This window comes from Rhizobium sp. N324, from assembly GCF_001664485.1.
Classification (GTDB): Bacteria; Pseudomonadota; Alphaproteobacteria; order Rhizobiales; family Rhizobiaceae; genus Rhizobium.
Map to the genome: position 1 here is coordinate 158,190 of NZ_CP013632.1, position 22,565 is coordinate 180,754.

At 58.7% G+C, this 22,565-nt stretch carries 21 protein-coding genes and 5 pseudogenes; 11 read left to right on the top strand and 15 right to left on the bottom strand.

What is annotated here, in order from left to right:
- Positions 1-220: 220 nt before the first annotated feature.
- On the bottom strand, positions 221-520 hold the full coding sequence (locus tag AMK05_RS24515; protein ID WP_064841909.1) for a DUF982 domain-containing protein: 300 nt from the start codon (positions 518-520) through the stop codon (positions 221-223).
- 566 nt (positions 521-1,086) lie between these two features.
- Between AMK05_RS24515 and AMK05_RS33595 the strand changes: the two genes are divergently transcribed.
- The 3 genes and pseudogenes from AMK05_RS33595 (at position 1,087) to AMK05_RS24530 (ending at position 3,704) form a co-directional block, all read left to right on the top strand.
- Positions 1,087-1,758 carry a transcriptional regulator gene (locus AMK05_RS33595; RefSeq protein WP_082935739.1) on the top strand — a complete coding sequence of 224 codons (672 nt, stop codon included), beginning with the start codon at positions 1,087-1,089 and terminating at the stop codon, positions 1,756-1,758.
- Positions 1,759-1,887: 129 nt separating this feature from the next.
- Positions 1,888-2,445, top strand: a complete 558-nt coding sequence (locus tag AMK05_RS24525) for a hypothetical protein (protein ID WP_064841911.1) — start codon at positions 1,888-1,890, stop codon at positions 2,443-2,445.
- A 182-nt stretch (positions 2,446-2,627) separates the two neighbouring features.
- Positions 2,628-3,704, top strand: a pseudogene (locus AMK05_RS24530) (nucleotidyltransferase family protein).
- Between the two features lie 330 nt (positions 3,705-4,034).
- On the opposite strand, the pseudogene AMK05_RS24535 reads toward AMK05_RS24530, so the two are convergent.
- The 5 genes and pseudogenes from AMK05_RS24535 to AMK05_RS24555 all read right to left on the bottom strand — a co-directional run.
- Positions 4,035-4,553, bottom strand: a pseudogene (locus AMK05_RS24535) (quinone oxidoreductase family protein); the annotation flags it as partial.
- Positions 4,554-4,581: 28 nt separating this feature from the next.
- A complete protein-coding gene (locus AMK05_RS24540; RefSeq protein WP_064841912.1) occupies positions 4,582-4,953 on the bottom strand; it encodes a hypothetical protein in 372 nt (123 codons plus the stop codon).
- Positions 4,954-5,081: 128 nt separating this feature from the next.
- The gene (locus AMK05_RS24545; protein WP_064841913.1) at positions 5,082-5,483 is read right to left on the bottom strand and encodes a RidA family protein; all 402 of its coding nucleotides are present in this window, start codon (positions 5,481-5,483) and stop codon (positions 5,082-5,084) included.
- A 124-nt stretch (positions 5,484-5,607) separates the two neighbouring features.
- Positions 5,608-6,348, bottom strand: coding sequence for an SDR family NAD(P)-dependent oxidoreductase (locus AMK05_RS24550; protein WP_064841914.1), 741 nt, complete (start codon positions 6,346-6,348; stop codon positions 5,608-5,610).
- 267 nt (positions 6,349-6,615) lie between these two features.
- A complete protein-coding gene (locus AMK05_RS24555; RefSeq protein WP_064841915.1) occupies positions 6,616-7,473 on the bottom strand; it encodes an alpha/beta fold hydrolase in 858 nt (285 codons plus the stop codon).
- Between the two features lie 135 nt (positions 7,474-7,608).
- On the opposite strand from AMK05_RS24555, the gene AMK05_RS24560 reads away from it, so the two are divergent.
- A complete protein-coding gene (locus AMK05_RS24560; protein WP_082935731.1) occupies positions 7,609-8,175 on the top strand; it encodes a TetR/AcrR family transcriptional regulator in 567 nt (188 codons plus the stop codon).
- Between the two features lie 405 nt (positions 8,176-8,580).
- Here AMK05_RS24560 and AMK05_RS33605 read toward each other — a convergent pair.
- From AMK05_RS33605 to AMK05_RS24570, 3 genes and pseudogenes are all read right to left on the bottom strand, one after another.
- Positions 8,581-8,791: pseudogene (locus AMK05_RS33605) on the bottom strand (MFS transporter); the annotation flags it as partial.
- A 97-nt stretch (positions 8,792-8,888) separates the two neighbouring features.
- The gene (locus AMK05_RS24565) at positions 8,889-9,401 is read right to left on the bottom strand and encodes a nuclear transport factor 2 family protein (RefSeq protein ID WP_064841916.1); all 513 of its coding nucleotides are present in this window, start codon (positions 9,399-9,401) and stop codon (positions 8,889-8,891) included.
- A gap of 32 nt (positions 9,402-9,433) precedes the next feature.
- On the bottom strand, positions 9,434-10,912 hold the full coding sequence (locus AMK05_RS24570; protein ID WP_064842296.1) for an aldehyde dehydrogenase family protein: 1,479 nt from the start codon (positions 10,910-10,912) through the stop codon (positions 9,434-9,436).
- 487 nt (positions 10,913-11,399) lie between these two features.
- Here AMK05_RS24570 and AMK05_RS24580 point away from each other — a divergent pair, with 487 nt between their 5' ends.
- Entirely contained in the window at positions 11,400-12,311 is a 912-nt protein-coding gene (locus AMK05_RS24580; protein WP_082935732.1) for a LysR family transcriptional regulator, read from the top strand.
- A gap of 84 nt (positions 12,312-12,395) precedes the next feature.
- On the opposite strand, the gene AMK05_RS24585 is transcribed toward AMK05_RS24580, so the two are convergent.
- Positions 12,396-13,274 (bottom strand): LysR family transcriptional regulator, encoded by an 879-nt coding sequence (locus AMK05_RS24585; protein WP_064841918.1) that lies wholly within the window; start codon positions 13,272-13,274, stop codon positions 12,396-12,398.
- Between the two features lie 135 nt (positions 13,275-13,409).
- On the opposite strand from AMK05_RS24585, the gene AMK05_RS24590 reads away from it, so the two are divergent.
- The gene (locus AMK05_RS24590; protein ID WP_064841919.1) at positions 13,410-14,069 is read left to right on the top strand and encodes a hydrolase; all 660 of its coding nucleotides are present in this window, start codon (positions 13,410-13,412) and stop codon (positions 14,067-14,069) included.
- 88 nt (positions 14,070-14,157) lie between these two features.
- Complete coding sequence (locus AMK05_RS24595) at positions 14,158-15,093, top strand: pirin family protein (RefSeq protein WP_064841920.1); 936 nt, start codon at positions 14,158-14,160, stop codon at positions 15,091-15,093.
- A gap of 89 nt (positions 15,094-15,182) precedes the next feature.
- Here AMK05_RS24595 and AMK05_RS34745 read toward each other — a convergent pair.
- Positions 15,183-15,278: pseudogene (locus tag AMK05_RS34745) on the bottom strand (IS110 family transposase); the annotation flags it as partial.
- 232 nt (positions 15,279-15,510) lie between these two features.
- On the opposite strand from AMK05_RS34745, the gene AMK05_RS24600 reads away from it, so the two are divergent.
- On the top strand, positions 15,511-15,777 hold the full coding sequence (locus AMK05_RS24600) for a DUF2277 domain-containing protein (RefSeq protein ID WP_064841921.1): 267 nt from the start codon (positions 15,511-15,513) through the stop codon (positions 15,775-15,777).
- A gap of 228 nt (positions 15,778-16,005) precedes the next feature.
- Here the strand turns inward: AMK05_RS24600 and AMK05_RS24605 are convergent.
- Positions 16,006-16,508: pseudogene (locus AMK05_RS24605) on the bottom strand (hypothetical protein).
- Positions 16,509-16,926: 418 nt separating this feature from the next.
- On the opposite strand from AMK05_RS24605, the gene AMK05_RS24610 reads away from it, so the two are divergent.
- Positions 16,927-17,847 (top strand): ArdC family protein, encoded by a 921-nt coding sequence (locus tag AMK05_RS24610; protein ID WP_064841922.1) that lies wholly within the window; start codon positions 16,927-16,929, stop codon positions 17,845-17,847.
- Positions 17,848-18,278: 431 nt separating this feature from the next.
- Here AMK05_RS24610 and AMK05_RS33610 read toward each other — a convergent pair whose 3' ends face one another.
- Positions 18,279-18,890: a CGNR zinc finger domain-containing protein gene (locus AMK05_RS33610; protein ID WP_082935733.1), complete on the bottom strand. Its 612-nt coding sequence runs from the start codon at positions 18,888-18,890 to the stop codon at positions 18,279-18,281.
- 76 nt (positions 18,891-18,966) lie between these two features.
- On the opposite strand from AMK05_RS33610, the gene AMK05_RS24625 reads away from it, so the two are divergent.
- Complete coding sequence (locus AMK05_RS24625; RefSeq protein ID WP_064841925.1) at positions 18,967-19,917, top strand: DMT family transporter; 951 nt, start codon at positions 18,967-18,969, stop codon at positions 19,915-19,917.
- Between the two features lie 75 nt (positions 19,918-19,992).
- On the opposite strand, the gene AMK05_RS24630 is transcribed toward AMK05_RS24625, so the two are convergent.
- Complete coding sequence (locus AMK05_RS24630; RefSeq protein ID WP_064841926.1) at positions 19,993-20,583, bottom strand: SOS response-associated peptidase; 591 nt, start codon at positions 20,581-20,583, stop codon at positions 19,993-19,995.
- 303 nt (positions 20,584-20,886) lie between these two features.
- Between AMK05_RS24630 and AMK05_RS24635 the strand changes: the two genes are divergently transcribed.
- Positions 20,887-21,381, top strand: a complete 495-nt coding sequence (locus AMK05_RS24635; protein ID WP_064841927.1) for an SOS response-associated peptidase family protein — start codon at positions 20,887-20,889, stop codon at positions 21,379-21,381.
- On the opposite strand, the gene dinB is transcribed toward AMK05_RS24635, so the two are convergent.
- Positions 21,378-22,457, bottom strand: a complete 1,080-nt coding sequence (dinB, locus tag AMK05_RS24640; protein ID WP_064841928.1) for a DNA polymerase IV — start codon at positions 22,455-22,457, stop codon at positions 21,378-21,380. The two genes, AMK05_RS24635 and dinB, sit on opposite strands and share 4 nt — an antisense overlap.
- Positions 22,458-22,565 lie beyond the last annotated feature (108 nt).

Below are 22,565 nucleotides of genomic sequence, written 5' to 3' on the forward strand. Positions count from 1 at the left end.
GTCGGCGGCTCGGGGTGTTTCAAGGCGAGAAAGCCAGCACAGCAATCTTAGTTATTCTCAGCACGAGCCGCAAGGCGACCCCGGCGAGCGCGCGAGCTTATGGCGCCGCGACTGACCGGGGCCACTCGGTCTCAAGCCAGTGGCAAATGGGCGTAAGAACAGCCCGCCGATGTTCGAAGGCAGAGTTGAGTATGATGGCTCAGCATTTCCACAGGAGTTCTCATCGGTGAACGACGGCTAGCGCGGCGATACCTGCCTCATTGGCCGCACGCAAAAATATTTGGCGAAATTGCTCCGGAGCAATCTGGCCGCTGATCGCATCGACGCAGGCCTTCACTGCGCTGACGTATTCCTCGCCGTCATCGGAAGGCCAGTTCTTAATCAGGATATGCGCTGCGTCGCCGAGCGTGCACACCACCTTGTGGGCTGGTCGGCCGCGCAGGGCAAGCCCGACTGGCGTGAAGGTCGACGATGTGTTCCAGTTCGTTGCTCTTGATCCCTCACGGCATGGATGCGCAATCCCAAGTGGACTATGCGCGTGCGAAAAGCCTCCTGCGGCAGCTCCGATGATCAGCTAAGGGGCGTGAACCGGCCGACCTCTAACCCCTCTCCGGATTTCCGGCCAAGATTGTTATAACGCGTGTACGGTGCGCGAAAAGCGACCCAAAAGAATTAGGTCGCCCGCGCATTACAGGTCTCCTCGACGATCGACTTCGTGACCTGGAGATATCGGTCTAGCTGTCAGTCCACAGCCGTTTCGGCCGATTGGGCAGCTCCTATGTCGCTGGCACAGCGTGAGCTTTCAAGGTCAGCCCGCTTGTTGCTATGGTGTTCACGTTCCGGGCCAGAAAGATCGCATAATGGATCGACGGGAACCTTTTGAAAAATGTTCGAACCACTGGCCGCCGCTTCCGTTCATAGCTTTGAGCGTATAGCGTCCCCTATTAGATTAGCCACATATTCTACCCCGGAGATGCTGCGGTGAATCGGATGTGACGGTGGTATAGACTGGCAGTCCGGTTGGCGCTATTCGTGATGGACCAGCGCATCACCACACCATCCGTGGATTCTCCAAGGTCTCTTATATTGAAAAAAGCGCAACGCAGTTTTGCCGTCGAATACAGAAGCGGCAGGCGAAAACTCGATACCAGGTCAAACTCGATCTGGGGTAACGTGGATCTAAAGTCTGTCGCTCGCGACTTAGAGGAAGAGGCATTGCCCTATCTGTCGGGTAGCTCTCAGAGTGGCTCCAACAAAGAAATGTCTTTGCCAAAAGCAGATCAAGCCGAGTCGTTGTTGACACTGCCCCTCGGGCCGTCAACAACTGCATCAAATACACAGGAGATGAGCATGACCGACGAGACTGCTACGACAACCAGTGCCGATGGGCCGACTGTTGTCGAAACGCCGATTGCGCCGAAGAAACAGCGCAAGCCCCGCGCCAAGAAAGCCGCGGCACTCGAAACCGCGTCAGCTGACACTACGGCAGAGCCAGCAGCTGCTCTGGCCGGCGCCGGTGGTGCGAAGAGGAGAGGGCGCAAGACAAAGGGGATCGAAGCTGCGGCGAGCGCCAAGCGTGCACCTGTGGGCCGTGCTCCAAAGGCGGTGCAGGCAGCCGCGACCGCGCCGATGACGGCGATCGATGAGATGGCAGATCTCCTGCAGTTGGAAGAGGAAAATCAACGGCTGCGCAAGCTTCTGGCTGAAAAACTTCGCGCTGAAAATGCCGATCTGCGCAAGCGGCTGAAGCTCGATTGATAAAAGCAGCCGGTCAACCGCCCGCCGCATTTCCATGCTTATCAAGACGTAGAATTTGGCAACGGTGAATGCTGTTGCTGAAACTAATACTCACTGCCTGCTTGCGGGATAAAACGCGAGGTCGGATAGATGGCGTCTCCCTGGAAATTCCTTACCCGACTGATCTCACCGGGACGCGCACAAAAGAGAGAAAGCGGCTCGACAGATGAGTTTACGCCGGACCCTTTGGTTATTTCCGGTCCGACTGAAACGCCTGCCGAGGAGAGCCTGATTAGCGCTACTCGACCGGCAGGCGATGAGCTACCTCCTCACGATCAAGCCTCTGCAATCTCTGCGGTGCCTGTGCATTCCGAAGAAGCCGAGAACGATGTCCACGACAAGCTCGACGGCGAAGTCGTCGGCAAAATCGTGAAGGTCGCTGATCCCGCTCTATCCGATGGTACTGGTATCGCCGTCACCGCTGCACATGATACCCATAGGACCAAGAGAACAGTCGAGGTCGCACCGCGCAAGCAACGGAGTCGTGGCAAGGAAGCGGTGGCGATAGCGAACGATCGCCAGGTTATCCACACTGCAAACGAGACGAGCCTTGACGACGAGATCAGGGTGCTCAGGGATCAGTTGGCCAGAAAGCTAACGCTGCAAAACGCGCAGTTGAGAAAAATGCTGGAGCGGTTCGAACGGTGAGCATGGCGCGCTGCCCGCCTTTTAACCCAGGATCGATTGCAAGCCTGTTGCGGTGAACGTCTCAGATTGGACGCTTCGAGTCTGTTCAAGGCGATAGAGGCGGCATCCTATCCTCACGACTGTTATACTGTTTTTGAAAAACAGTATAACACTGGGGACGAGCTACGAAGTCTATCGACCTCATGTATCAGACGATGCTCGCTGAGCTCGGTCAGCGGTCGCTCGACGCCGCTTTGGACGGCCGATTTCCCTCCGGAGGGTCGGTTCACACCGGCAAACATCAAGGGGCGCAAGTACTGGTATTTCGACATCCCGAATGGACATGGTGGTACGAAACGTCGTTACGTCGGTTCCGCTGATGATCCGGTTATCGCACAGCGCGTAGCTGATCATAAGCGGGACAAGGACGATCTACGCGCTCGCAGGCGCTTGGTAAATACCCTGACCCGCGAAGGCGGGATGATCGCCCCTGACGCCATGTCGGGCGATATCGTCGAGGCTCTTGCCGATGGCGGTCTCTTTCGGCTCCGGGGTATTCTCATAGGCACGGTGGCCTTTCAGTGCTATTCAGGGCTGCTCGGTGTCCGTCTTCCCATGGCTGCGATCCTGACCGGCGATGCTGACATCGCCCAGGACTATGCCATCAGTCGGGAGGTCGAAGATAGTCTGCCTCCGATCCTTGAGTTGCTGCAGGGCGTCGACGCCAGCTTTCGTCCAGTTCCACATCGATCGGGAGCCGCGGTCTCGTCAGCGTTTCAGAATGCCGACGGCTACAGGGTTGAGTTCCTGACGTCGAACCGTGGTTCGGATGACTACATCGATCAGCCGGCGAAGATGCCCGCTCTTGGTGGCGCCAGCGCGGATCCACTGCGCTTTCTCGACTTCCTCATAAGCGAACCAGTCAGGACAATGCTGCTCCACCGAAGCGGTGTTCCGGTCGTCGTCCCTGATCCGTCCCGGTATGCCGTCCACAAGCTGATAGTCGCCAGCCGCCGAAACACCGACGGGCAGGGGCCGGCGAAGCGTGAGAAGGACATCCGACAAGCTGCGCTGCTCTTCGAAGCGCTGCGGCAGACAAGGCGATCTAGCGACTTGGCGCTCGTCTACAACGAAGCATGGAAGCGCGGGCCTACATGGCGAGAAGGTATTCGAACCGGGGCGGGAATGCTGCCAGCACAAGATGCCGAGCGGCTCAACACGGTCCTGACCGAGGGCGCAAAAGAAACCGCGAAGAAATTGAGCTTCCGTTTGGAGAGTAGGCCGTCTTTCAAGGCTAAGCAGCTGATTTGATTCGAAGTGGCGAAGACAAATGAAGATGAATATGGTGCCGACAGTTCGAGTCCGCTCAAGGCGATAACAGCGCCTAGGTACCGCTCGTCGCGTCTGTTGCCGCGGCGAAGACGCAGCCGTGAGCGAGGCGCTCCCAAAATTAGTTGCCAGGCTTAATAGAGATGACTGCGCGATGGCTTCTGCGGCCGGCACAAGCTCGTTCAAAACATCTTTGTCGGCGGTCACCGACATGGCGATGGTTCGACCCTCCTTTGCGATGGCCAAGTACATGAGGAAGCGCTTTGGCCGCGGGGGCTTCATCCAACGGCGATTAGAGCCCCGCGGATCACCTTCGCCCCGGCTTGACGCGCCAGCTGAACCGCAGCAATCCCGAGTCCATCCGCAGCAGCATGGATCAGCACCGCCTCTTCGGCCTTCAACTGGCCCTTGGTGATTACGCAGTGATAGGCCGCACCGAATGAGATCGGCACTACCGCCGCCTCGGCCATGCTCAAGCCGTCGGGGACCAGCCATGTGCGTGTTCCCGGCACCGCCCAGAGTTCGGCATGCGATCCCTTGCATGTCGAAGGCCGCCACTTTTCTCCGACGGTTCGGTTCCTCACGTTTTCGCCGACTGCGACAATTGTCCCCGCGGCGGCGTAACCGACAATCCACCGCGATTGCTGTTTCGTCGAACGGCGATTAATGAGGTCGCCTCCCTCGATGGAAATAGCCTCGACGGCAATGAGCACATCGCCCTGCCCGCAGACGGGATCCGGCATGTCGACATATTCGAGAACGGCCGAAACACCAGGATTGTCATAGACTGCAGCCTTCATCTGTTCTTCCTTTTCCGTAACGGCACGGCTAACTGTCATTCACCGCTAATCCCAATTTGCAGCTCGTGGTGTGTGCATTTTGGCTCTTCCAATAGGTGTCAATGATGTTGCGACAGTTCCGAACGACATGATCGCCAACCTCCGGGTTTCCTCCCCGCAGCGTATCCGGATTGCCTCCACAAAGGCGCACGAACGTTGCCTGCTGAACCGCAAACATGAAGTAGCCTTCACTGGTCGGTTCGAAACCCAAACCGGCGTCCCGAACGTTCGTTGCAACTTCGGTTGTTGCATCGGAGATGGCGCGCGCCACCTTCTCAAGCATCGTCTGTTCGGCGGCTTGCTGGATGGCTAGGAAGGAGCGCTCCTGCGGTGTGGGAATGGGGCAGCTGTCGGTCTTCATCACATTCTCCTTGGTGGAAGGCTGAGGTTCTGGTCGCGTTGAGGCGTCAGCTGGCTACAGCCCTGGTTCGGCCGTTGCTCAGCGCGACTAGTCATTGCGCACTAATGCAGCCGTGGCAGGCACCAGTGTCATTCCAGGATGGCAGTGACACGGATCTCAATTCGCATGGCGGGGAGCCCAAGGGCTTCCACACCGGTTTGCGTCCAAATCGGAGCGCGATCGGGCATGTACTTACGGAAAAGACCGGCAATCGTCTCGTTCACAATCAGTGGAAAGCCTCCAACGTGATAAGAATTGACATGGACGACATCCCTCCACTTCGCGCCAGCCGTGGCCAAGGTTCGCTGGACATTCTCAAACGCTCTCTCGATCTCGCTCACGATCGAATCCGGGATTTCAAGCTCATCGTTCCATCCGCCCTGGCCGGAAATCTCGATGCGATCACCAATCTTGAGCGCTTGTGAAAAGTGCAAAAGCTCATGAAATTTCTGCCCATACCCGGGTGTGACGAAAAGTTCAGGCTTGGCCATCAAGGTCTCCTATTGTCAAAAGTAGAAGCATGGAGAAGACGCCCACCGAAGTGATCAATGGCCGGCATGCACAGGCGATCAACGGTGGGCACCATTATCCTATTCGGAATTTCACGAGAGAAAATCAGGCGATCGCTCCGCCGTCTGCGGTTAGAATGGCACCCGTAATGACACTCGCAGCCGGACTTGCGAGAAACACCACGGCGTTGGCAATCTCCCGCGGTTCGCCGTAACGCCCCAAGGACGTCAAGCTCTTCTGCAAGTCTGCAGCTGGTCCATCCGCCGGGTTGCTCTCCGTATCGGTTGCTCCGGGTTGCACGAGATTGACGGTGATACCACTCGGACCAAGTTCACGCGAAAGACCGCGTGTGAAGGATGTGAGTGCTGCTTTGGACATTGCGTAGGGAGTAATGCCGGGAAACGGTACCCTCTCCCCCAGCGCCGAGCCGATTGTGACGATGCGGCCGCCTTTGCCGAGATGCGGGATGACGGCTTTCGCGAACAGGACCGGAGCTCGTACGTTGACATCCATCAACGTCTGATACGCTGAGACATCTAGGTCGACGATCATGCCATTGTGGCCGATCGCAGCGCTGTTCACAAGGATGTCCAGCCCGCCCAAAATGGAGACGGCCTCCCTTACTGAGCTAGCAATTGCCTCGGGGTCGGCACTGTCAGCTTGGATTGCAGCGACGCGGCGCCCCATCTTTTCGATCGCTTCAGTTACCTTTGAAGCCTTTTCGGCGGAGCGTTGGTATGTGAACGCGACATTTGCGCCGTTTTCCGCCAGCGCCAATGCGATCGCAGCACCAATGCCTCGCGACCCGCCAGTTACCAATGCCCGTTTGCCTTCAAGATTGATCATGTATCTGTTCCTTTCTTCCAACGGTAAGTTGATGTGTTTCAAGTCATTTGCGAAAGATGCCGAAGCTGCGAACCGAACTAGCGAACAATATTTCGTGGAGCTTGCTGGCATCCTGTAGGTGCGCGACGTGCAAAACTCTGTTGCGTGAGCTGGAACGCTGGGACTGGTTCATAAAACCTGAACCTGTCTCCCCCGCGAAGCTTCACCCATTGTTTCCTTTTCAGTGATCCTGGAGCCAAACTCGACCACGAGACTGTCGTATCGGGCTTAGACGTGTCTGATCAGGAAGCTCCGGATGAACTGAGCAATCTCCTCTGCATGTGTTTCCAAAGCGAAATGGCCGGTATCGAGCAGATGGACCTCCGCGGCGGGCAGGTCACGCTTATAGGCCTCGGCACCCGCCGGGACGAATGCTGGATCATGTCTGCCCCAGACCGCCAGGAACGGTGGTTGATGATCCTGGAAATACGCTTGAAACTCCCCATACCGGTCGATGTTTGTTCTGTAGTCGAGGATAAGATCGAGTTGAATGTCTTCCGCACCCGGCCGCGACATGAACGCGATATCGAGTTGGTAACCATCGGGCGAAAGACGCTCTTTTGATGTACCGGTGCGGTATTGCCAGTTCTCGATAACCTCCGAAGACAACGAGGCCCGACATGTCTCTCTGTTTTCGGTGGAGGGCTCCCGCCAATAGGCCTCCCACGCAGTCCATTCATCACTGAACCCGTCAATGTAGGCGTTGCCATTCTGGCTGATTATGGCGGTGATCCGCTCCGGATTGGCCGTCGCCATCCTGAACCCGACCGGTGCGCCGTAATCGAACACGTAAAGTGCATAGCGGCTGAGGCCGAGCGCCTCTGTGAACCCAGTCACGACAGCGGCGAGATTATCGAATGTGTAAGCAAAATCCCCACGTGGAGGTGAGATCGTTCGACCGAACCCAGGAAGGTCTGGTGCGATGACGCGGTACCGATCTGCCAACAGCGGGATCAGATCACGGAACATGTGGCTGGATGACGGAAAACCGTGGAGCAGGAGTAGGACCGGCGCTTCCTTTGAACCGGCCTCTCTGTAGAAAACCTCGATGTCTCTAACCTTTTGCGTTTTGTAGCTTACGACCATTTTTGGAACTCCTTCTCAAACGTCTCGGCAAACCAACAGTCAACGGATGGATGTAAAATACGACCGAACGGTCGGTTGTCAACCCTTCAAGGTTGCTGTATCAAGTGTCGTAGAAGCCTGGCTCGGAGAAGACGTATGAAAGTCATGAGAGAAACGATCGTATCGACGGCGAGGGAATTGTTTCGATCGAGAGGGTATGCCGGCGCATCGATGAACGACCTCGCGGATGCCGTGGGCCTGAAGAAATCATCGCTATACGTCCGCTTCCCCAACAAGGAAGCTCTCGTTCCGGCGGTCCTGGATCTCACCTTGCAAGAGACATTCGGTGAAAGAGACCTAGGATCAAGGCAATGGGACGCCGAGTTCCTCGAGGTCATAGAACTGATTGCAACCACTCTCGCCGATCGCGGGCGATGCGTAGGCCTGCATCTTGCTTATGGCACGAGTGACGAGACCCCGATTGCCAAGGATGCAGTTCGAGCCTTTTTTCAAGCGCACCGCGATAATCTGGCGAGCATCTTGTCCCGCGCCATGCCAGCCGATGTAGCTCGGAACATCGCGACTGACACATTAGCCCGTTTGGAAGGTGCCACGGCTTTTGTTGCGATATTCGGGGAAAAGGATGCCATGAAGCGAGCGGTTCGCCTTTCCATCGAAGAAGCTAAAAATGCAGCCGCTGCGACGTCACTGTCTAGCCGGTAGCTGCTAAGCAGTGCCGGTCACCGTGGCCCCGCTACCTCACTGAGTTATGTCGTCAGTTCGAACAGGATTGGGCAATCTGGGGATGGTCCATGCTTCGGCGGGGGCGGCTTTGCCATCACTCCCGCGGGCGGTCTGGCTGGGCGGACTGAAACCAGTTCGGCCATCATGCTCATTGACATTGACGCGCAGGTCTCTGCCCGCCAGCGGCAGGAGTATCCCTGTTACGTGGACGAACTGCATGACGCTGTCGGCATCGAGGTCCCCTGATATCGATATTTAATTGTCAAAAAACTCAGTCACCGTAGTTCTCGGCAGGACTCCCACTACGTTGCGCTGCGGTGTCGCCGGTCCTCCCGCTATAGGGAGGGCGCGATCATGCCTGTTCCTTCCAAAGACGGCTTTGGATCAGGCTTTGCCCCACCGGTTGATCGCCAGGAAATGGCGCACGAACGGCTTGCCGGGACCATCGAGATAAGTCAGAAGCTTGCCCTGCAGATCGGCTCGGCATTCGAGACCGCCTATGCTGGCGCAGGTGCTCGGCACAGGATTCGACCATGAGCCATTCGACCATCTTTTGCGGATCGGCGCTGTTTTCAGTCACGCCCCACACATATGCTTGCAATCAAGCATGGTGCCGTGCCCCCCGGACGATGGGACTGCCGGCTGAGAGAGAGAGCTGCTCGTTAGTTGAAGCCGGGCGAGGGGACTTACCTTCAGACGGTAATTTCGGACCCATCCGGGTTCGCTTTGATAGAATACCCACCGCCATCTCTGAAACTGCGGACGGTTGCGAAGGTATCTTCCATAAACTGCACGTAGGACAATTTGCCGTTCTCGCCGCGCGCCAGAACCGAGAAGGGCGACGTCACCGTTTTACCCAAAACGTTTGATGTGTAGGTGAACGTGCCGAAGATCGCCGCGCCGTTCTTATTTTCGAAACTGTCCTGGATTTCGAAGTTGTCTGTTGTCCAGTAACGGCCGACATCGACGAAAGTCTGAACTAGCCCCTCGGTACCTTCGTTGGTACCAGCCCAAGGCATGATCCGTTTCAGCTCCGGGTGCTCATAGTTCAGCGAAACATAAATGAAATCGTCTGTCGTGAATTGTTTGACGAACTCCAGGTCGGTCGGGTTCGACAGGATCGACTGCAACACCCCCAAAGGCGATGTCGGCGACGCTGGTTCTGCTTTCGATAACTTCTTCTCGGCGTTCGTATCGGTAGACATGGTTATTCCTCCTTTTGAGCGACCTTGGGGTGTTAGCGTTGCGTCAAGCCCGGCTTGAGCGCGATGTGCTTGTGTTCGATGAAATCGTCGAGCGCCGCCAGACCGTTCAGGCGGCCAAGGCCAGACTGCTTGAACCCGCCCTCTTCGGTACCGTCGTAAACTTTCGCCCAGTCATTGATCCACACCGAGCCCGCTTCGAGCGCCTGCGCAACGCGCAAGGATCGATCGACATCGCGTGTCCAAATGCTGGCCGACAGTCCGTACTCATTGTCGTTGGCAAGCCGGATCGCTTCCGCCTCGTCTGAGAACCGCTGAATCGTCAGCACCGGACCAAAGGTTTCCTCTCGGATGATGGCGAGACTGTTGTCGGAGACTTCCAGAAGGGCTGGGCGGAAGAACGCTCCGCTTGCGAGCAAACCCTCTTTGATGGGACCGCCACGCTCGACCACCTTCGCCCCGGCTGCGATAGCGGCCTCGACAACACCATCGACCCGCTCGACGTTAGCGCGGTCGATCAAAGGCCCCATGTCGCTGGATGGTTCGGCGGCAGGGCCGACTTTGACGTTGCGCAACCGCTCAGCCAAGCCGTCGCGAACGGCCTCGTATTTCCCATTTTGCACGAGCAAGCGGGAGCCCGTCATGCAGAATTGGCCGCTGAAGACAGTCAGCGCCTTTTCCAGAACCGGCAAGGCGGCATCAAGGTCTGCATCGTCAAAGACGATCATCGGCGTCTTACCGCCGAGCTCCATTCCGAAGCGCTTGAGATACTTCGCGCCGGTGCTGCTGATGGCTCGGCCGGTACGTGTCGACCCGGTGAAACTGACAACCGGAACCTCCGGCGAATCCACGAGATAGGCAGAGCCCTCAGGCCCGCTCTCGAAAAACAAATTGATCACGCCATTCGGCAGGTCTTCTGCTTCGGCCATGACCTCCGCCATGACGCTCGCTGTCTGTGCTACTTGCGCCGGGAGCTTGATGACCGTGGTGCATCCAGCAGCAAGCGCTGGGGCGAGTGATCGGATCGTCAGAATAACCGGAGAGTTCCAAGGCGCAATGACCGCCGCGACCCCCATCGGTTGCCGAAGGATCAGGGAGATGCTGCCGGGCTTTGGTGCCAATGCCCGTCCACCTTCGACCAGGGCAGTCGCTGCCGAGTAGCGAAGTTTGCTCGCAACCATGTCCAATTCGAACGCGGCTTCTGCCTTCACCTTGCCGTTCTCCAGCGACAGAATTTCAAGCAGTCTGTCGCGGTTTCGTTCAAAGGCGCAGGCTAGTTGATCGAGCACACGCGCCCGCAATTCATGATCATGCGCCCACATGGTCTCACGAAAGGCTTTAGAGGCTGCTGCCACCGCAAATTTCGCTGCCTCAAGGCCATAGTCGGGGTAGTGACCGATTACGTTATAAGTCGCTGGGTCAATTGACTGTTTCAACTGACCTTCTTGGCACTGAGATCCGTTGATCCAATTGAAGGCGTTGCGGCTCGCTATGCTGTCAGGGGTCGTGGTCATATCTCTGGATCCTTCGACTTTCGAGTAATCGTCCAAGAAGGACGAGATTAGAGCCGGTTTCTCGATTGCCACCGCACAATTGCCTTTTCCATTTTCCCGACAACTGTCCTGACTGTGGGCAGGCTAACGTTGGTTACAATCGGTACGATCATGAGCGTTGCGCCCAAAACACGCAGTGGCAGTGGCCAGTTTTGCGTACGGTCGCCCACAAGCCAAATAATCAGAAGGACGCTCGGGTAGACGGCGAGCCAAACCATCACGGTCGTTTTCAAGCGTTCTAGGATCGCCTGTCGCAGCCGGGTCATTACTTGTCCGACCCGTTAGCCGGCGCGTTGGTAGATAGGGGTGCGCGAGTGAAAGACATGACTACTTCCTCCCAAAGCTAGTTCGACATTTTATGGCGATCTGCGCCAGCGTTTGCTGCCTGATATTGAACAATCGTAGTAGTTGACGGAATAGGGGTACGCGTCGCATCATACCGGACATAATGTCGTCAATCGTCACCATAGAGTCCCTCAGCGGCCTTGTCGCATTTTCAGTCGCCGTCGAAACCGGAAGTTTCGCGGCTGCGGGAAGGAAGCTCGGCCTATCCGCATCGGCCGTGGGCAAAGCGGTAGAGCGCCTTGAAGCGCGTCTAGGTCTGCGGTTGTTGAACCGTACGACCAGGTCGCTAGCCGTGACCGGCGAAGGTGACATCCTGTACCGGTACGTCACCCGTATCGTGAAAGAACTGCAAGATGCTGAGCAAGAGCTTCATCTGGTCCAGAAGGCGCCCCGAGGTCGCCTAAAGGTGAGCGTGCCCACAGTGTTAGGTCGCAAGATCGTCATGCCGGCGCTCCTTGATTTTCGAACCCGGTTTCCAGAGGTGACGACCGAAATCAGCCTCGATGACGTGAAGGTCGATATCATCGAGGGCGGATATGACGTGGTGCTGCGACTTGGAGAGCTGGACGACTCAACCTTACGCGCACGAAGGATCGGACCACATACGTTCACAACGTGCGCCTCACCCGAATATCTTGCCCACCGCGGCATTCCGCAAAGTCCAGCAGATCTCCATAATCATTGCTGTATATACTATCGTTTTCCAACCACCGGTCGGCCTGAGGTTTGGGCGTTCAAGAATTCACCCCAAGCAACGCCAATCAAGCCGTCTACGATTTTGAACGACGGCGAGGCACTTGCATCGGCCGCACTGGGTGGATTAGGAATCATTCAGGTGCCGAGCTATCTCGTGAGCGATGACATTGCGGCGGGGCGTCTCCAAGCCGTCCTCGCACATTACACGGACGAACGTGGCAGCGTTTCCCTTGTCTGGCCCCCTATGTCGGCAAGAGCGCCTAAAGTTCGCGCTTTCATTGATTTCATGGCCGAGCGCGTTTCTCAAAAGCTTTATTGAGCCCAAGATCCGTTGTCCATCGCCATCAGACAAACTGTCTGTTTAGTTTTTTATGGCTTAGCGAAAGGCCGTGAACGCGTGAAGCTAGGACTTGGAGCCGGCGTCGAAGCATTCGATCAGCATCTCGGTCAGCACTCGTACTTTCCGGGACGGGTGCTGTCCGGGAGGTCGGACCACGAATATGCCGGCCGTCGGCGGCGGGTGACGCTGCATCACCTCGACGAGCGTACCGGCGGCGACATGCTGGTCCGTCAGGCCGTTCGGAAGTCTTGCAATTCCAATTCCTTCGAGCGCGGCTGCAAGGAGCGCGACCCCGTTGTCGGCCTTGAAGCGGCCTTGCGGGCGAATGTTAAGGATCTGGTCGCCATCGGTCACCTGCCAGACTTCCGTTCCCTGCATGAGGGCTTCATGCTCGAGGAGTTCGTCCGGCGTTTCGGGGGCGCCGTTTGCGGCAATGTAGGAAGGGCTCGCTACGAATTTCCCGTAGAGAGGCCCCACGCGTCGGGCAATGAGGTTCGAGTCCGGCAGATACCCGATCCGGATGGCGCAGTCGAAACCCTCGGTGAGCAGATCGACGAAGCGGTCGGTGTAGCAGGAGTGGACATGAAGCTGCGGGTGTCGGCGCGCCATCTGAGACAAGACGGGGGCGAAGTGCGTCGGGCCGAAGGATAGCGGCACCGCAACCCGCAGGCGACCTCGAAGCTCGCCTGCCGGCAGGATCGTCTCGCGAGCGGCGTCGATTTCGGCCGTTACCCGAGCGGCATAGTCCCGGAAAGTCGTCCCTTCTTCCGTGAGTGCGATGCCCCGCGTCGTACGCGAGACGAGCTGCGCGCCAAGCTCGGCTTCGAGCCTGGCGATCCGTCTGCTGACCATGGACTTCGAGACGCCGAGGCGCTGCGCGGCAGGCGTCACACCGCCCGCATCGGCGACTTCCACAAAGGTCCTGAGATCCTCGACTTCCATTGGCGTTCCCCAACCTGCAACACGGCTTGCCTCCTTTCAGGACTACCGTATCGCGTCCTGGACTGACAAGGTCAGCGTGGATCGCTCCTTAGAGAGCGCTCGCCTTTCGTTTCAACGAACAGCCAAGGACATTGCATGACCTTTCGTAACGGCCTCAACTCGCTTCTTCGCCCGCAAGACTCGGTACTCGTTCTCATCGACCATCAGGCGTACCAACTCGCGAACGTGAACAGCCACGAACCCACGATGGTGGTCAACAACACGGTCGGACTGGCAAAGGCGGCAAAAGCCTTTGAGGTCCCGACGATCCTCACGACCGTCATCGCGGAGCGCGGCGGCAATCTCTTCCCGCAGATCGCGGACGTGTTTCCCGGCCAGGAGATCATCGACCGTACGTTCATTAACACCTGGCAGGATCCGAAGGTCGTCGATGTCGTAAAGGCGACCGGTCGCAGGCAACTGATCATCGCGGGCCTCTGGACGGAGGTATGTGTTGCCATGCCGGCAATTCAGGCAGCCGGCGAGGGCTGGGACGTCACGGTGATCACCGACGCGTCGGGGGGCGTCTCGGTTGAGGCGCACCAGATCGCGATCCAGCGCATGATCGCAGCCGGCGTCAACATGATGACCTGGCTGGCGCTCGCAGCTGAGTGGCAGCGGGACTGGGCGCGCGCCGAACAGGCTGCGAAGATCACGGACGTCATCGTCCAGCATTCAGGCGGTAGCGGGATTGCATATCTGTGGGAGCAGCAGTTGCTCAACACGGCGGCACCAAGGGCTGGCGCAGGAGTATAATCCGACGTAAACGGAGAGTGGGATGCGCTCTGTCGCAGCTTGCTCTCCCTCTACGAACGGAGATCAGGCCACAAGGAGGATGTAGAACATGAGCTGGAACCCCGCGATCGAACCCGGATGCCCTGATCAGGTCGGCGTGGACGCGATCGAAACGTTGATCGTTCCACGAGCCCGCGACCTCGGCGGTTTCGAGGTCCGACGCGCGCTACCTGCGCCGAACCGACAGATGGTCGGCCCGTTCATCTTCTTCGACCAGGCCGGCCCCGCCGAACTCCTGACCGGGCAGGGCGTCGACGTCCGGCCCCACCCTCACATCGGTCTCGGCACCGTCACCTACCTCTACCGCGGCGACTTCCACCATCGCGACAGCACTGGAGCTGACCAGATCATCAAGCCGGGCGAGCTGAACTGGATGGTCGCGGGCAGGGGTGTATCGCATTCGGAGCGCACGAGCTCGGCGGCCCGGACCGGCCCAAACAGCCTATTTGGAATCCAGACATGGCTGGCGCTGCCGGACGGGCAGGAGGACGTGGCGCCTTCTTTCGAGCACCACGGCAGGAACACGCTTCCGATGATCGAAGACAACGGCATCTCGGCGCGGCTGATCCTGGGAAATGCCTACGGCGAGCACGCTCCCGCCAGAATGTTTTCGGAGACCTTTTACGCCGACGTCAAGCTGAATCCGCTCGCGCGTCTACCCATGCCCGATGAACATGAAGATCGGGCGATCTACGTTGTCGAAGGTTCGATCTCGGTCGCCGGACAGGAGTTTGGCACGATGCAGATGATGGTATTCCGTCCCGGCGACAGTATAACCGTCGCGGCCGGCGAGCGGGGCGCCCGGATCATGATACTCGGGGGCGCAACGTTCTGTGGGCCAAGATACATCTGGTGGAATTTTGTCGCCTCGTCGATGGAACGTATCGAAGACGCCAAGGCCGAATGGCGAGCCGGAAAATGGGGCGAGGGCCGTTTCGACCTTCCTGCCGACGACCGCGGGGAGTTCATACCCTTGCCCGATTGAGTCCGCTCCTCAGCCTAAAGGCAAAGGGTCTGGGTCCGCGGCGATGCAATGAAAGTGGCGAGGTTGCGGGAGAGCGACTGTCTTCGTTGTCAAGCGTTTTGCCATGGTCGTCCGTCCCTGATGATGGCGTTGAGGATGGTGAGCAGCTTGCGCATGGTGGCGACGGTTGCGACGATCTTGGGCTCCTATTCGGGCGGTATGTCCGATGCCTTTTTCGAGACGCAAGTGTGGCTGGTCGCATTGATCATTCGGGCCGGAACGCCTTGATCAGGCGGAAGAGCTCCTCAAACAGCCGACAACAAACGCGTCCTGATTCCACCACGCCCCATCAGTCGGAGAGCCGTTTGTATTTCACGCTCTTGCGACTACGTTAAGGGCAATCTCCCTCTCACCAGGGGAAACGACCGGGAGCAAGCCATGTGCCGAAACATCAGACCTCTGTTTAATTTCGACCCGCCAGCGACGGATGAGGAGATTCATGACGCTGCGCTTCAGTTTGTGCGGAAGCTAAGCGGAGCTACCAAGCCGTCAAAACGCAACGAGGCGGCTTTCGAGCAGGCTGTCCTTACGATCGCGGAGTGCGCCAAGGAGCTGCTGAGTTCGCTGGAGACCTCTCAACCTCCTCGAAATCGAGACGAAGTCGCCGCGAAGGCGCTCGCGAGAGCAGCGAAGCGCTTCGCGTAAGATGAAGGCGCCACGCGAACTCCGCGAAATCGAGCCTGTGAAAACCCGCAACCCAGCTGTCTTGTGAAGGTGCCATCGGCGTTTGCCATCTGCAGCACAGCGATCAGAGAAACGACGTCTGGATGCACATAGCTTTTCGCTTTCGCGGGGAGCTTCACCGTTTCCTTGACAGCGGAGTACAGCTTGATCACTCAGCGGTGCGACCCTCGCGGGGCGCGCTCGCGACCTTCAGAGCCGATAACGGCTGCGTTCTTTCGCCACTTGTTCGGGACTATAGGGGTCGAGCGCGTCATCGAACCTGGTCCACCCCTCTGCTATGTAAGCGGCGCGGCGCTCAGCCGGGTCGACAAAGTTGGACCGCTTGAGGATCGCTCCCGCTTCGGGGACAAGGGCGTCTTGAACCCTTGCAGTGACCTATGAGCCACCCCGGCGGACGCCTTCGGCGTACACGCCGGAATTCGTCATCGCGCCAATGATGCGCCTGTGGCACCGCCAGCGACAGCACCGGCGGCGGTTGCCGCCAGCCAGCCAGCGGCGACGACGGGGCCAAGTCTTGGAATTGCCATCAAGGCGAGGCCGGTAAGATGTCCGCCGGTGCCGCCGCCGACGGCGCCGATACCCGCACCAGCACCCGCGCCTTCACCTGCGTTGGAATAATCGCCGTGGCGATTGGTCGGCATTATTGAAGCGCCCAGAAGCACTGCGCGAAAACGAACTTGTTCATGGGGGATATCCTCTCGTGGCGAATCTCTTTGATCCGTGCTCACCTGAATTGGAGAGACCGAACAACCATCTTGATTTTGACGGCAAAGTCCTCGGGGAAGTGGGACTGCATTGCGCGATTACATCGTCGATATCGCCCGCTCACTGCCGCGCCCGGCATGTAGCCATCCTCGATGCTCTTCATGTGCGCGGCGCGGCGAGATAGGGGATTGGATTTGCCATTTCTGCCTGCGTCAAAACCTGGCCGTCGTCTTTCAGCCATCGCGTCCTGCCCCGGCTCTGGTCCTGCCAGGCTCGCGCCGCCCACAACGGCTTTGCCGTCCTCCACTTCGTTGCGGCCCTGCGGATGCGGGCCGCGCTTGCAGCCCGGCTTTTGGACCTCCGTTCGAGGTCGCGATGGCCGCGACCTCGAACGGAGGTTCAGACATGAACAGGCAGCAATCCAATCAACGATCCGATATCTACAGCCGCATCACCACCAAGATCATCGCCGATCTCGAACAGGGCGTCCGTCCATGGACCAAGCCGTGGACGGCGGGAAGCGGGACGGCCGAGGTCAGCCGGCCACTGCGCCACAATGGCCAACCATACACCGGCATCAATGTTCTGCTCCTCTGGTCTGAAGCCATCGCCCGCGGCTTCGCATCACCAAGGTGGATGACGTTTCGTCAGGCAATCGAGCTTGGCGGCGCCGTTCGCAGGGGCGAAACCGGCACGACCGTCGTCTTTGCCAGCTCTTTCATTCGCGCCGAGAGGACGGAGACAGGCGCCGAAATCGAACGGGATATCCCCTTTCTCAAAACCTACACCGTGTTCAACACCGATCAGATCACCGGGCTCAATGGCCTTGCCCATTCCATCGCGCCTGACCAGGATTGGATGAGCCGCATCGGTGCTGCCGGCCGCTTCTTTGCCAATACCGGCGCCCTGATCCGCCACGGTGGATCGGCGGCCTATTATGCTCCTGCTCGGGACTACATCCAGATGCCATGCGTCGACGCCTTCCGGCACGATGCCTCCTACGTCGCCGTCCTCAGTCACGAGATGACGCACTGGACCGCTGCACCGCGAAGGCTCGATCGGGATCTGAGCCGCTACGCGAAAGACAGGAGCGAACGCGCCCGCGAAGAGCTCATTGCCGAACTTGGCAGCTGCTTTCTCTGCGCCGATCTTGGTGTCGTTCCAGAGCTCGAACCGCGCCCCGACCACGCGAGCTATCTCGACAGCTGGCTCAAGGTTCTCGGCAACGACAAGCGCGCCATCTTTTCAGCGGCAGCTCATGCGCAACGGGCCGTCGACTACCTGCATGACCTGCAGCCGGATCTCAACAAGGAGGAGGCGGCTTGAGCCGCCTCCTTATTGGCCCACATCATGAGCCGCCAAGGCTTGCCATCGGATGCTCATCGGAAAACAAGTCCTGCTATTGCGAATTTGCACGCAGTGAACTCTATGCTCCGGGTTCGTCGTGCCCGGACGACTCTCTGAGTGGGGATGAGGAGCTTCATCCTCGTTCAAAAAACGCGAAGCCTATCTCAGAAAGATGTCACGCTATCTGACCGCGGTTCCCATCACCGTGCGATCGCAGCGCGTCACGGCGCAATAGATTTGGTAACGACTCCCCAGCCCACTCGAACAGGCAAACCGCACCCAAGCTCGCGAAAAGCTACAAGGGCAAGACTATGAAGCGGAGCGTGAGAAGTTCCATGTCGCCGACGATGCCAATGGAAAGTATCTGGTCGGCGCGGCCGCAACCGTCGTCGCGCGGTGAGGTCAGGCCCTTATGTGCCTTTCACTCGGGATCGGAAGCGTCTGATACGAGCGCGGCTGCCGCAGCTCGCGTCAGAGCACCACAGTCGTCGCCCACTCTTGGATTGATCAACAAACAGCCATCCACAGTTGCTGCCCTTGCACTCACGCACCGCGCGCCGCCGATTGCGCTCCAGCAACAGATCGATCGCCTTGATCGCAAAGAGCTGGACCAGTTGGGGAAGATCGTCAAAGGGTGAAGTCCACGCATAACCAGCTTCATTTGCCGCGAGGACCTGATGGGCCCGGCCGCGTCGCGCCCAGTCCTCCACGAGGTGAAGATCTGCGATTGGGTGGGGCTCTCCGGCGCCTTCGGAAAGAAAGAGCCGGTAGATCGATTCACGCAATGTCAGAGCGTCTGCCAGCGCTGCAGCCGCCTTCGTCGCATCGTTTTCCGCCTGCCTGCGAAGACGCGCCGCCGCTTGTTGATCGACAAGGTCCAGCCGTTCGGCCAGGACAAGCAAATCGTCGAATGACCGCAGAAAGTCCGGCCCCCAGCGGCCGCGCCGGCTGTCCACGGTATTGGCGAGGTCGAGGGCCGGATGACCGCCGCTCAGGCGCATGTCAGCTGTCGAATTGGCCATGCCTGGAACAACTCCCGGAGAATAAAGTTGTAACGGTATAAATGGTCTTTAACCGTTACAATCGCAAGGCCGGAACATGTCTAGGCGCAATTTTCTGAAATTTGCTGTTTTATGCTGCGTATGGGGGCTGACCTGGATCGCCGTCAAGCTCGGTGTCGAAACGGTGCCCCCGATGGTGTTTGCCGCAACGCGATTCATGGTGGCAGGTGCTGCCTTCATCGTGTTGGCGTGGGCGAGAGGACAAGGAAAAGCCGTCGCAAAGGCGGATATAAGACGCCTGATCATTGTCAGTCTGCTGATGATCACGCTTTGCTACGGGCCGTTGTTCTGGGGCATGCAGTTCGTGCCTTCGGGGACCGCAGCGGTTCTGGAGATGTCGCTGACCCCACTTGCACTGCTCGCCTTCGGCGTTGCCTTGGGGGAGGAACATTGGAATGGCCTTCGCGCCTTCGCCATGCTCCTTGGCGCTTTTGGCCTTGGCCTTCTTTTCGCGCCGTCGGTCGATCTGACTGGGCTTGAGAAAGGTTCGCCGATGATCGGGCTCGGGGCGATCGCCTGGGCAGCCGTTTCCTCGGCCTGGGGATCCGTGCTGGCAAAACCTCTGATATCAAACTATGGCAGCTGGCGCCTTTCCGGGTTGACGACGCTGATCGGCGGTACCGTGTTGCTGATTGCCTCGCTCGCGATAGAGCCTCGGTCGGCCGAGAGCCTGGTCACGCCCTGGGAATGGCAAGCGGTTGCCGGCTGGCTATTCCTCGTCATCTTCGGTTCGCTGCTCGGCTACAGCATCTATATGCAGCTCTTGCGCGACACCGGCCCTGCAAGAGCAGGCAGCTTCGCTTTCGTGTCTCCTGCCATTGCGGTCTCAGTCGGCGTGATCTTCGCCGACGAGCCCGCTGAACCGCAAAGATTTATCGGCATGGGACTGATGGTCCTTGCCGCGGCGATCTGCTTATCCGCTGACCGCTTGCCGCGCTTTTCAAACAGGCGACCGACCTTGGGCGTCACAGATGATTGCCACCGTTAGCGGACAGGACGATCAGGGCCGTCTGCTACTCCAGGCCGCGGCTCATGGTCAGCTCTGCGTAGCAGATCCGGGGACTCAGCCGACCTGCTCGACAGAAAGGGTGCCCCCCGGGAGCGGCTTGATCAACGACTTCGCGGAAACGGTCGGGTCAAGCCAATCTGCCCAGGAGCCGCGTTCCAGGATGACAATCTGCCGATCGTGGTACGGCGCGATGTCCGGCCCTGGCTCCATCGTCAGCATGGTGAAGGCTTGGCCCAACTCCGGTGTTTCGCGCCAGATGCCGGCAATGCAGAAGATCGGTTCGTTCTTCTTCGTGAACAGCCACTTGTCCTTGCGCTTCTTTTTCGGGTCTGTTGGATCGGTGAACTCGTAAAAGCCGCCGGCAACAATCAGGCAGCGATTGGAAGTGAACTCGCGACCTTCCGACCGAAAGTTATAAACCGGCCGTTTGTTCGGTCCGGGCCAGCTCCAACGCCGCTGCACGAGCTCGGCTTCCTCGCGGTCACCATCGATCGTCCTGACGATCGGGCCTATATCGGTGATCTTGATGTCTTCGCGCGCTTCGAGATTGGGCGCGCCTTCACCGAAACGGATCTTGATCTTGAGATCGGCGAAATCCTCGACAACCGAGGCGACATCCACCATCAGCCGATAATCATTGCACATCGCTCTTCCCTTCACGTGTGGTCCAGTCATTGAGGCGCTACAGGTGCAAAATATGCTCGAATTGTATGCGCCCCGGGGTGAGGCGTTCGCCCGCCTTCTTTGTCGGCAGGCGGAGCGCGACCAGTCTTTGATCAGTAAAGTTTGCCGCCCGACGATGGGTGGGCGATCGCGAACGTGCCGCATGACCATCTGAAGTACAGTCTCATTTGCACGCATCCATTGGACTACCAGTCTTCGATTATCAGCACAGTTTTATCCATCGGTCTTGTCTAATATGCGTGTTCTTGGTATGTTCCAGAAGTTATGAACGCGATCGTTTTTCGGTCCGATGCTCCGCTCAATGAGCGCCGCGTCATCATCCGGCGCCATGACGGCGATGTGGAGATGGTGGAACTGCCGTGGGGCCTGCGCCCACGCGACGGCGGTCCGCGCGCGGTGAACGTCATCCGTTCGGAAGGACGGAGATTTCCGACACACCGCTGCCTGGTGCCGGTCTCGGAGTTTCGCCACAAGAGCTTCAGATTCTCGCTCGCCAATGGCGACTGGTTCTATTTCGCGGGAATCTGGCGGCCGACAGCTGCGGATTGGGCGGAGGCCTATGCCGTCCTGACGATCGAGGCAAATGCCGATATCGCGCCGTTCCACGACCGGCAGATGGCGGCGCTGACACGCGACCAGCGCATGGCTTGGCTGGACGGACTTGTCCCCGAAGAGGAAATCCTACGGCCGCTGCCGGCGGGCACCTTCCGGGTCAAGCGCCACGCTGGCGCGCCTGCCCAGCCGATGCTGGCGGTCTAAAGCGCCAGTCTCAGCTGCGGTTCCGTCCCGAAGCTCTGCCGCTCCAGCGATGACAGCGAGACGCCGAGCAGCCGAACGCCCTTTCGAGGCGGAAAGACCGGCGCCAGCAACAGGCTGACGATGTCCTCCAGATCGGTGATCGCCGCGAGAGGAGCCGGAATCGTTTTGCTGCGGGTAATCTGGTTGAAGTCGGCATATTTGACCTTAAGCGTCACCGTTTTGGCGCCGATCCCATTGGCCTCGCAATAGCCCCACACCTTTTCGATCAGCGGCTGAAGACCTTCGCGCGCCGCCTCGTAGGCATGGAGGTCTTTGGAGAAGGTATCTTCGGCGCCGACGGATTTGCGCACTCGGTTCGGCCTGACCTGGCGCTCGTCGACCCCGCGCGCAATGCCGTAAAAATAGGGTCCCGACTTCCCGAAATGCTCCACCAGGAACTCAAGGGTTTGCTGCTTGAGGTCCGCGCCGGTTTCGATCCCAAGCCGGTGCATCTTCTCAGTCGTCGCGGGACCGACGCCATGGAATTTCTTGACCGGAAGGGCCTCCACGAAAGCTGGGCCGTTCTTCGGCGTGATGACGGCCTGACCATTGGGCTTGTTGAGGTCACTCGCCATCTTGGCGAGGAATTTGTTGTAGGAAATTCCAGCCGACGCATTGAGGCCGGTGATCTGCTTGATCTTGGTTCGGATCTCCCGGGCGATGTCGGTGGCGATCTGCATGCCCCTGAGATTTTCGGTGACATCGAGATAGGCCTCATCGAGCGAGAGGGGCTCGACGTCAGGCGTGTATTCGGCGAAGATCTCGCGGATCTGCTGCGACACCGCCTTATAAACGTCGAAGCGTGGCGGCACGAAGATGAGGTCCGGGCATTTTCTCCTAGCGGTCACCGACGGCATCGCCGAATGGATACCATAGGCGCGGGCCTCGTAACTCGCTGCCGCCACCACGCCGCGGGCGGCCGATCCGCCGACGGCTATCGGTTTGCCGCGCAGCTCGGGATTATCGCGTTGCTCGACCGACGCGTAGAAGGCGTCCATGTCGACGTGGACGATTTTTCGAAAGGGGGTCGAGCTCATCGTTCGTTCATGGCGGCTTCAGCGCTAGTCTATGGGATCGGCAATCAATCAAAGCCGAAACAAAGAGAGAACATAGCAGGCTTCGGCGCTATATCAACTATCCCCGCG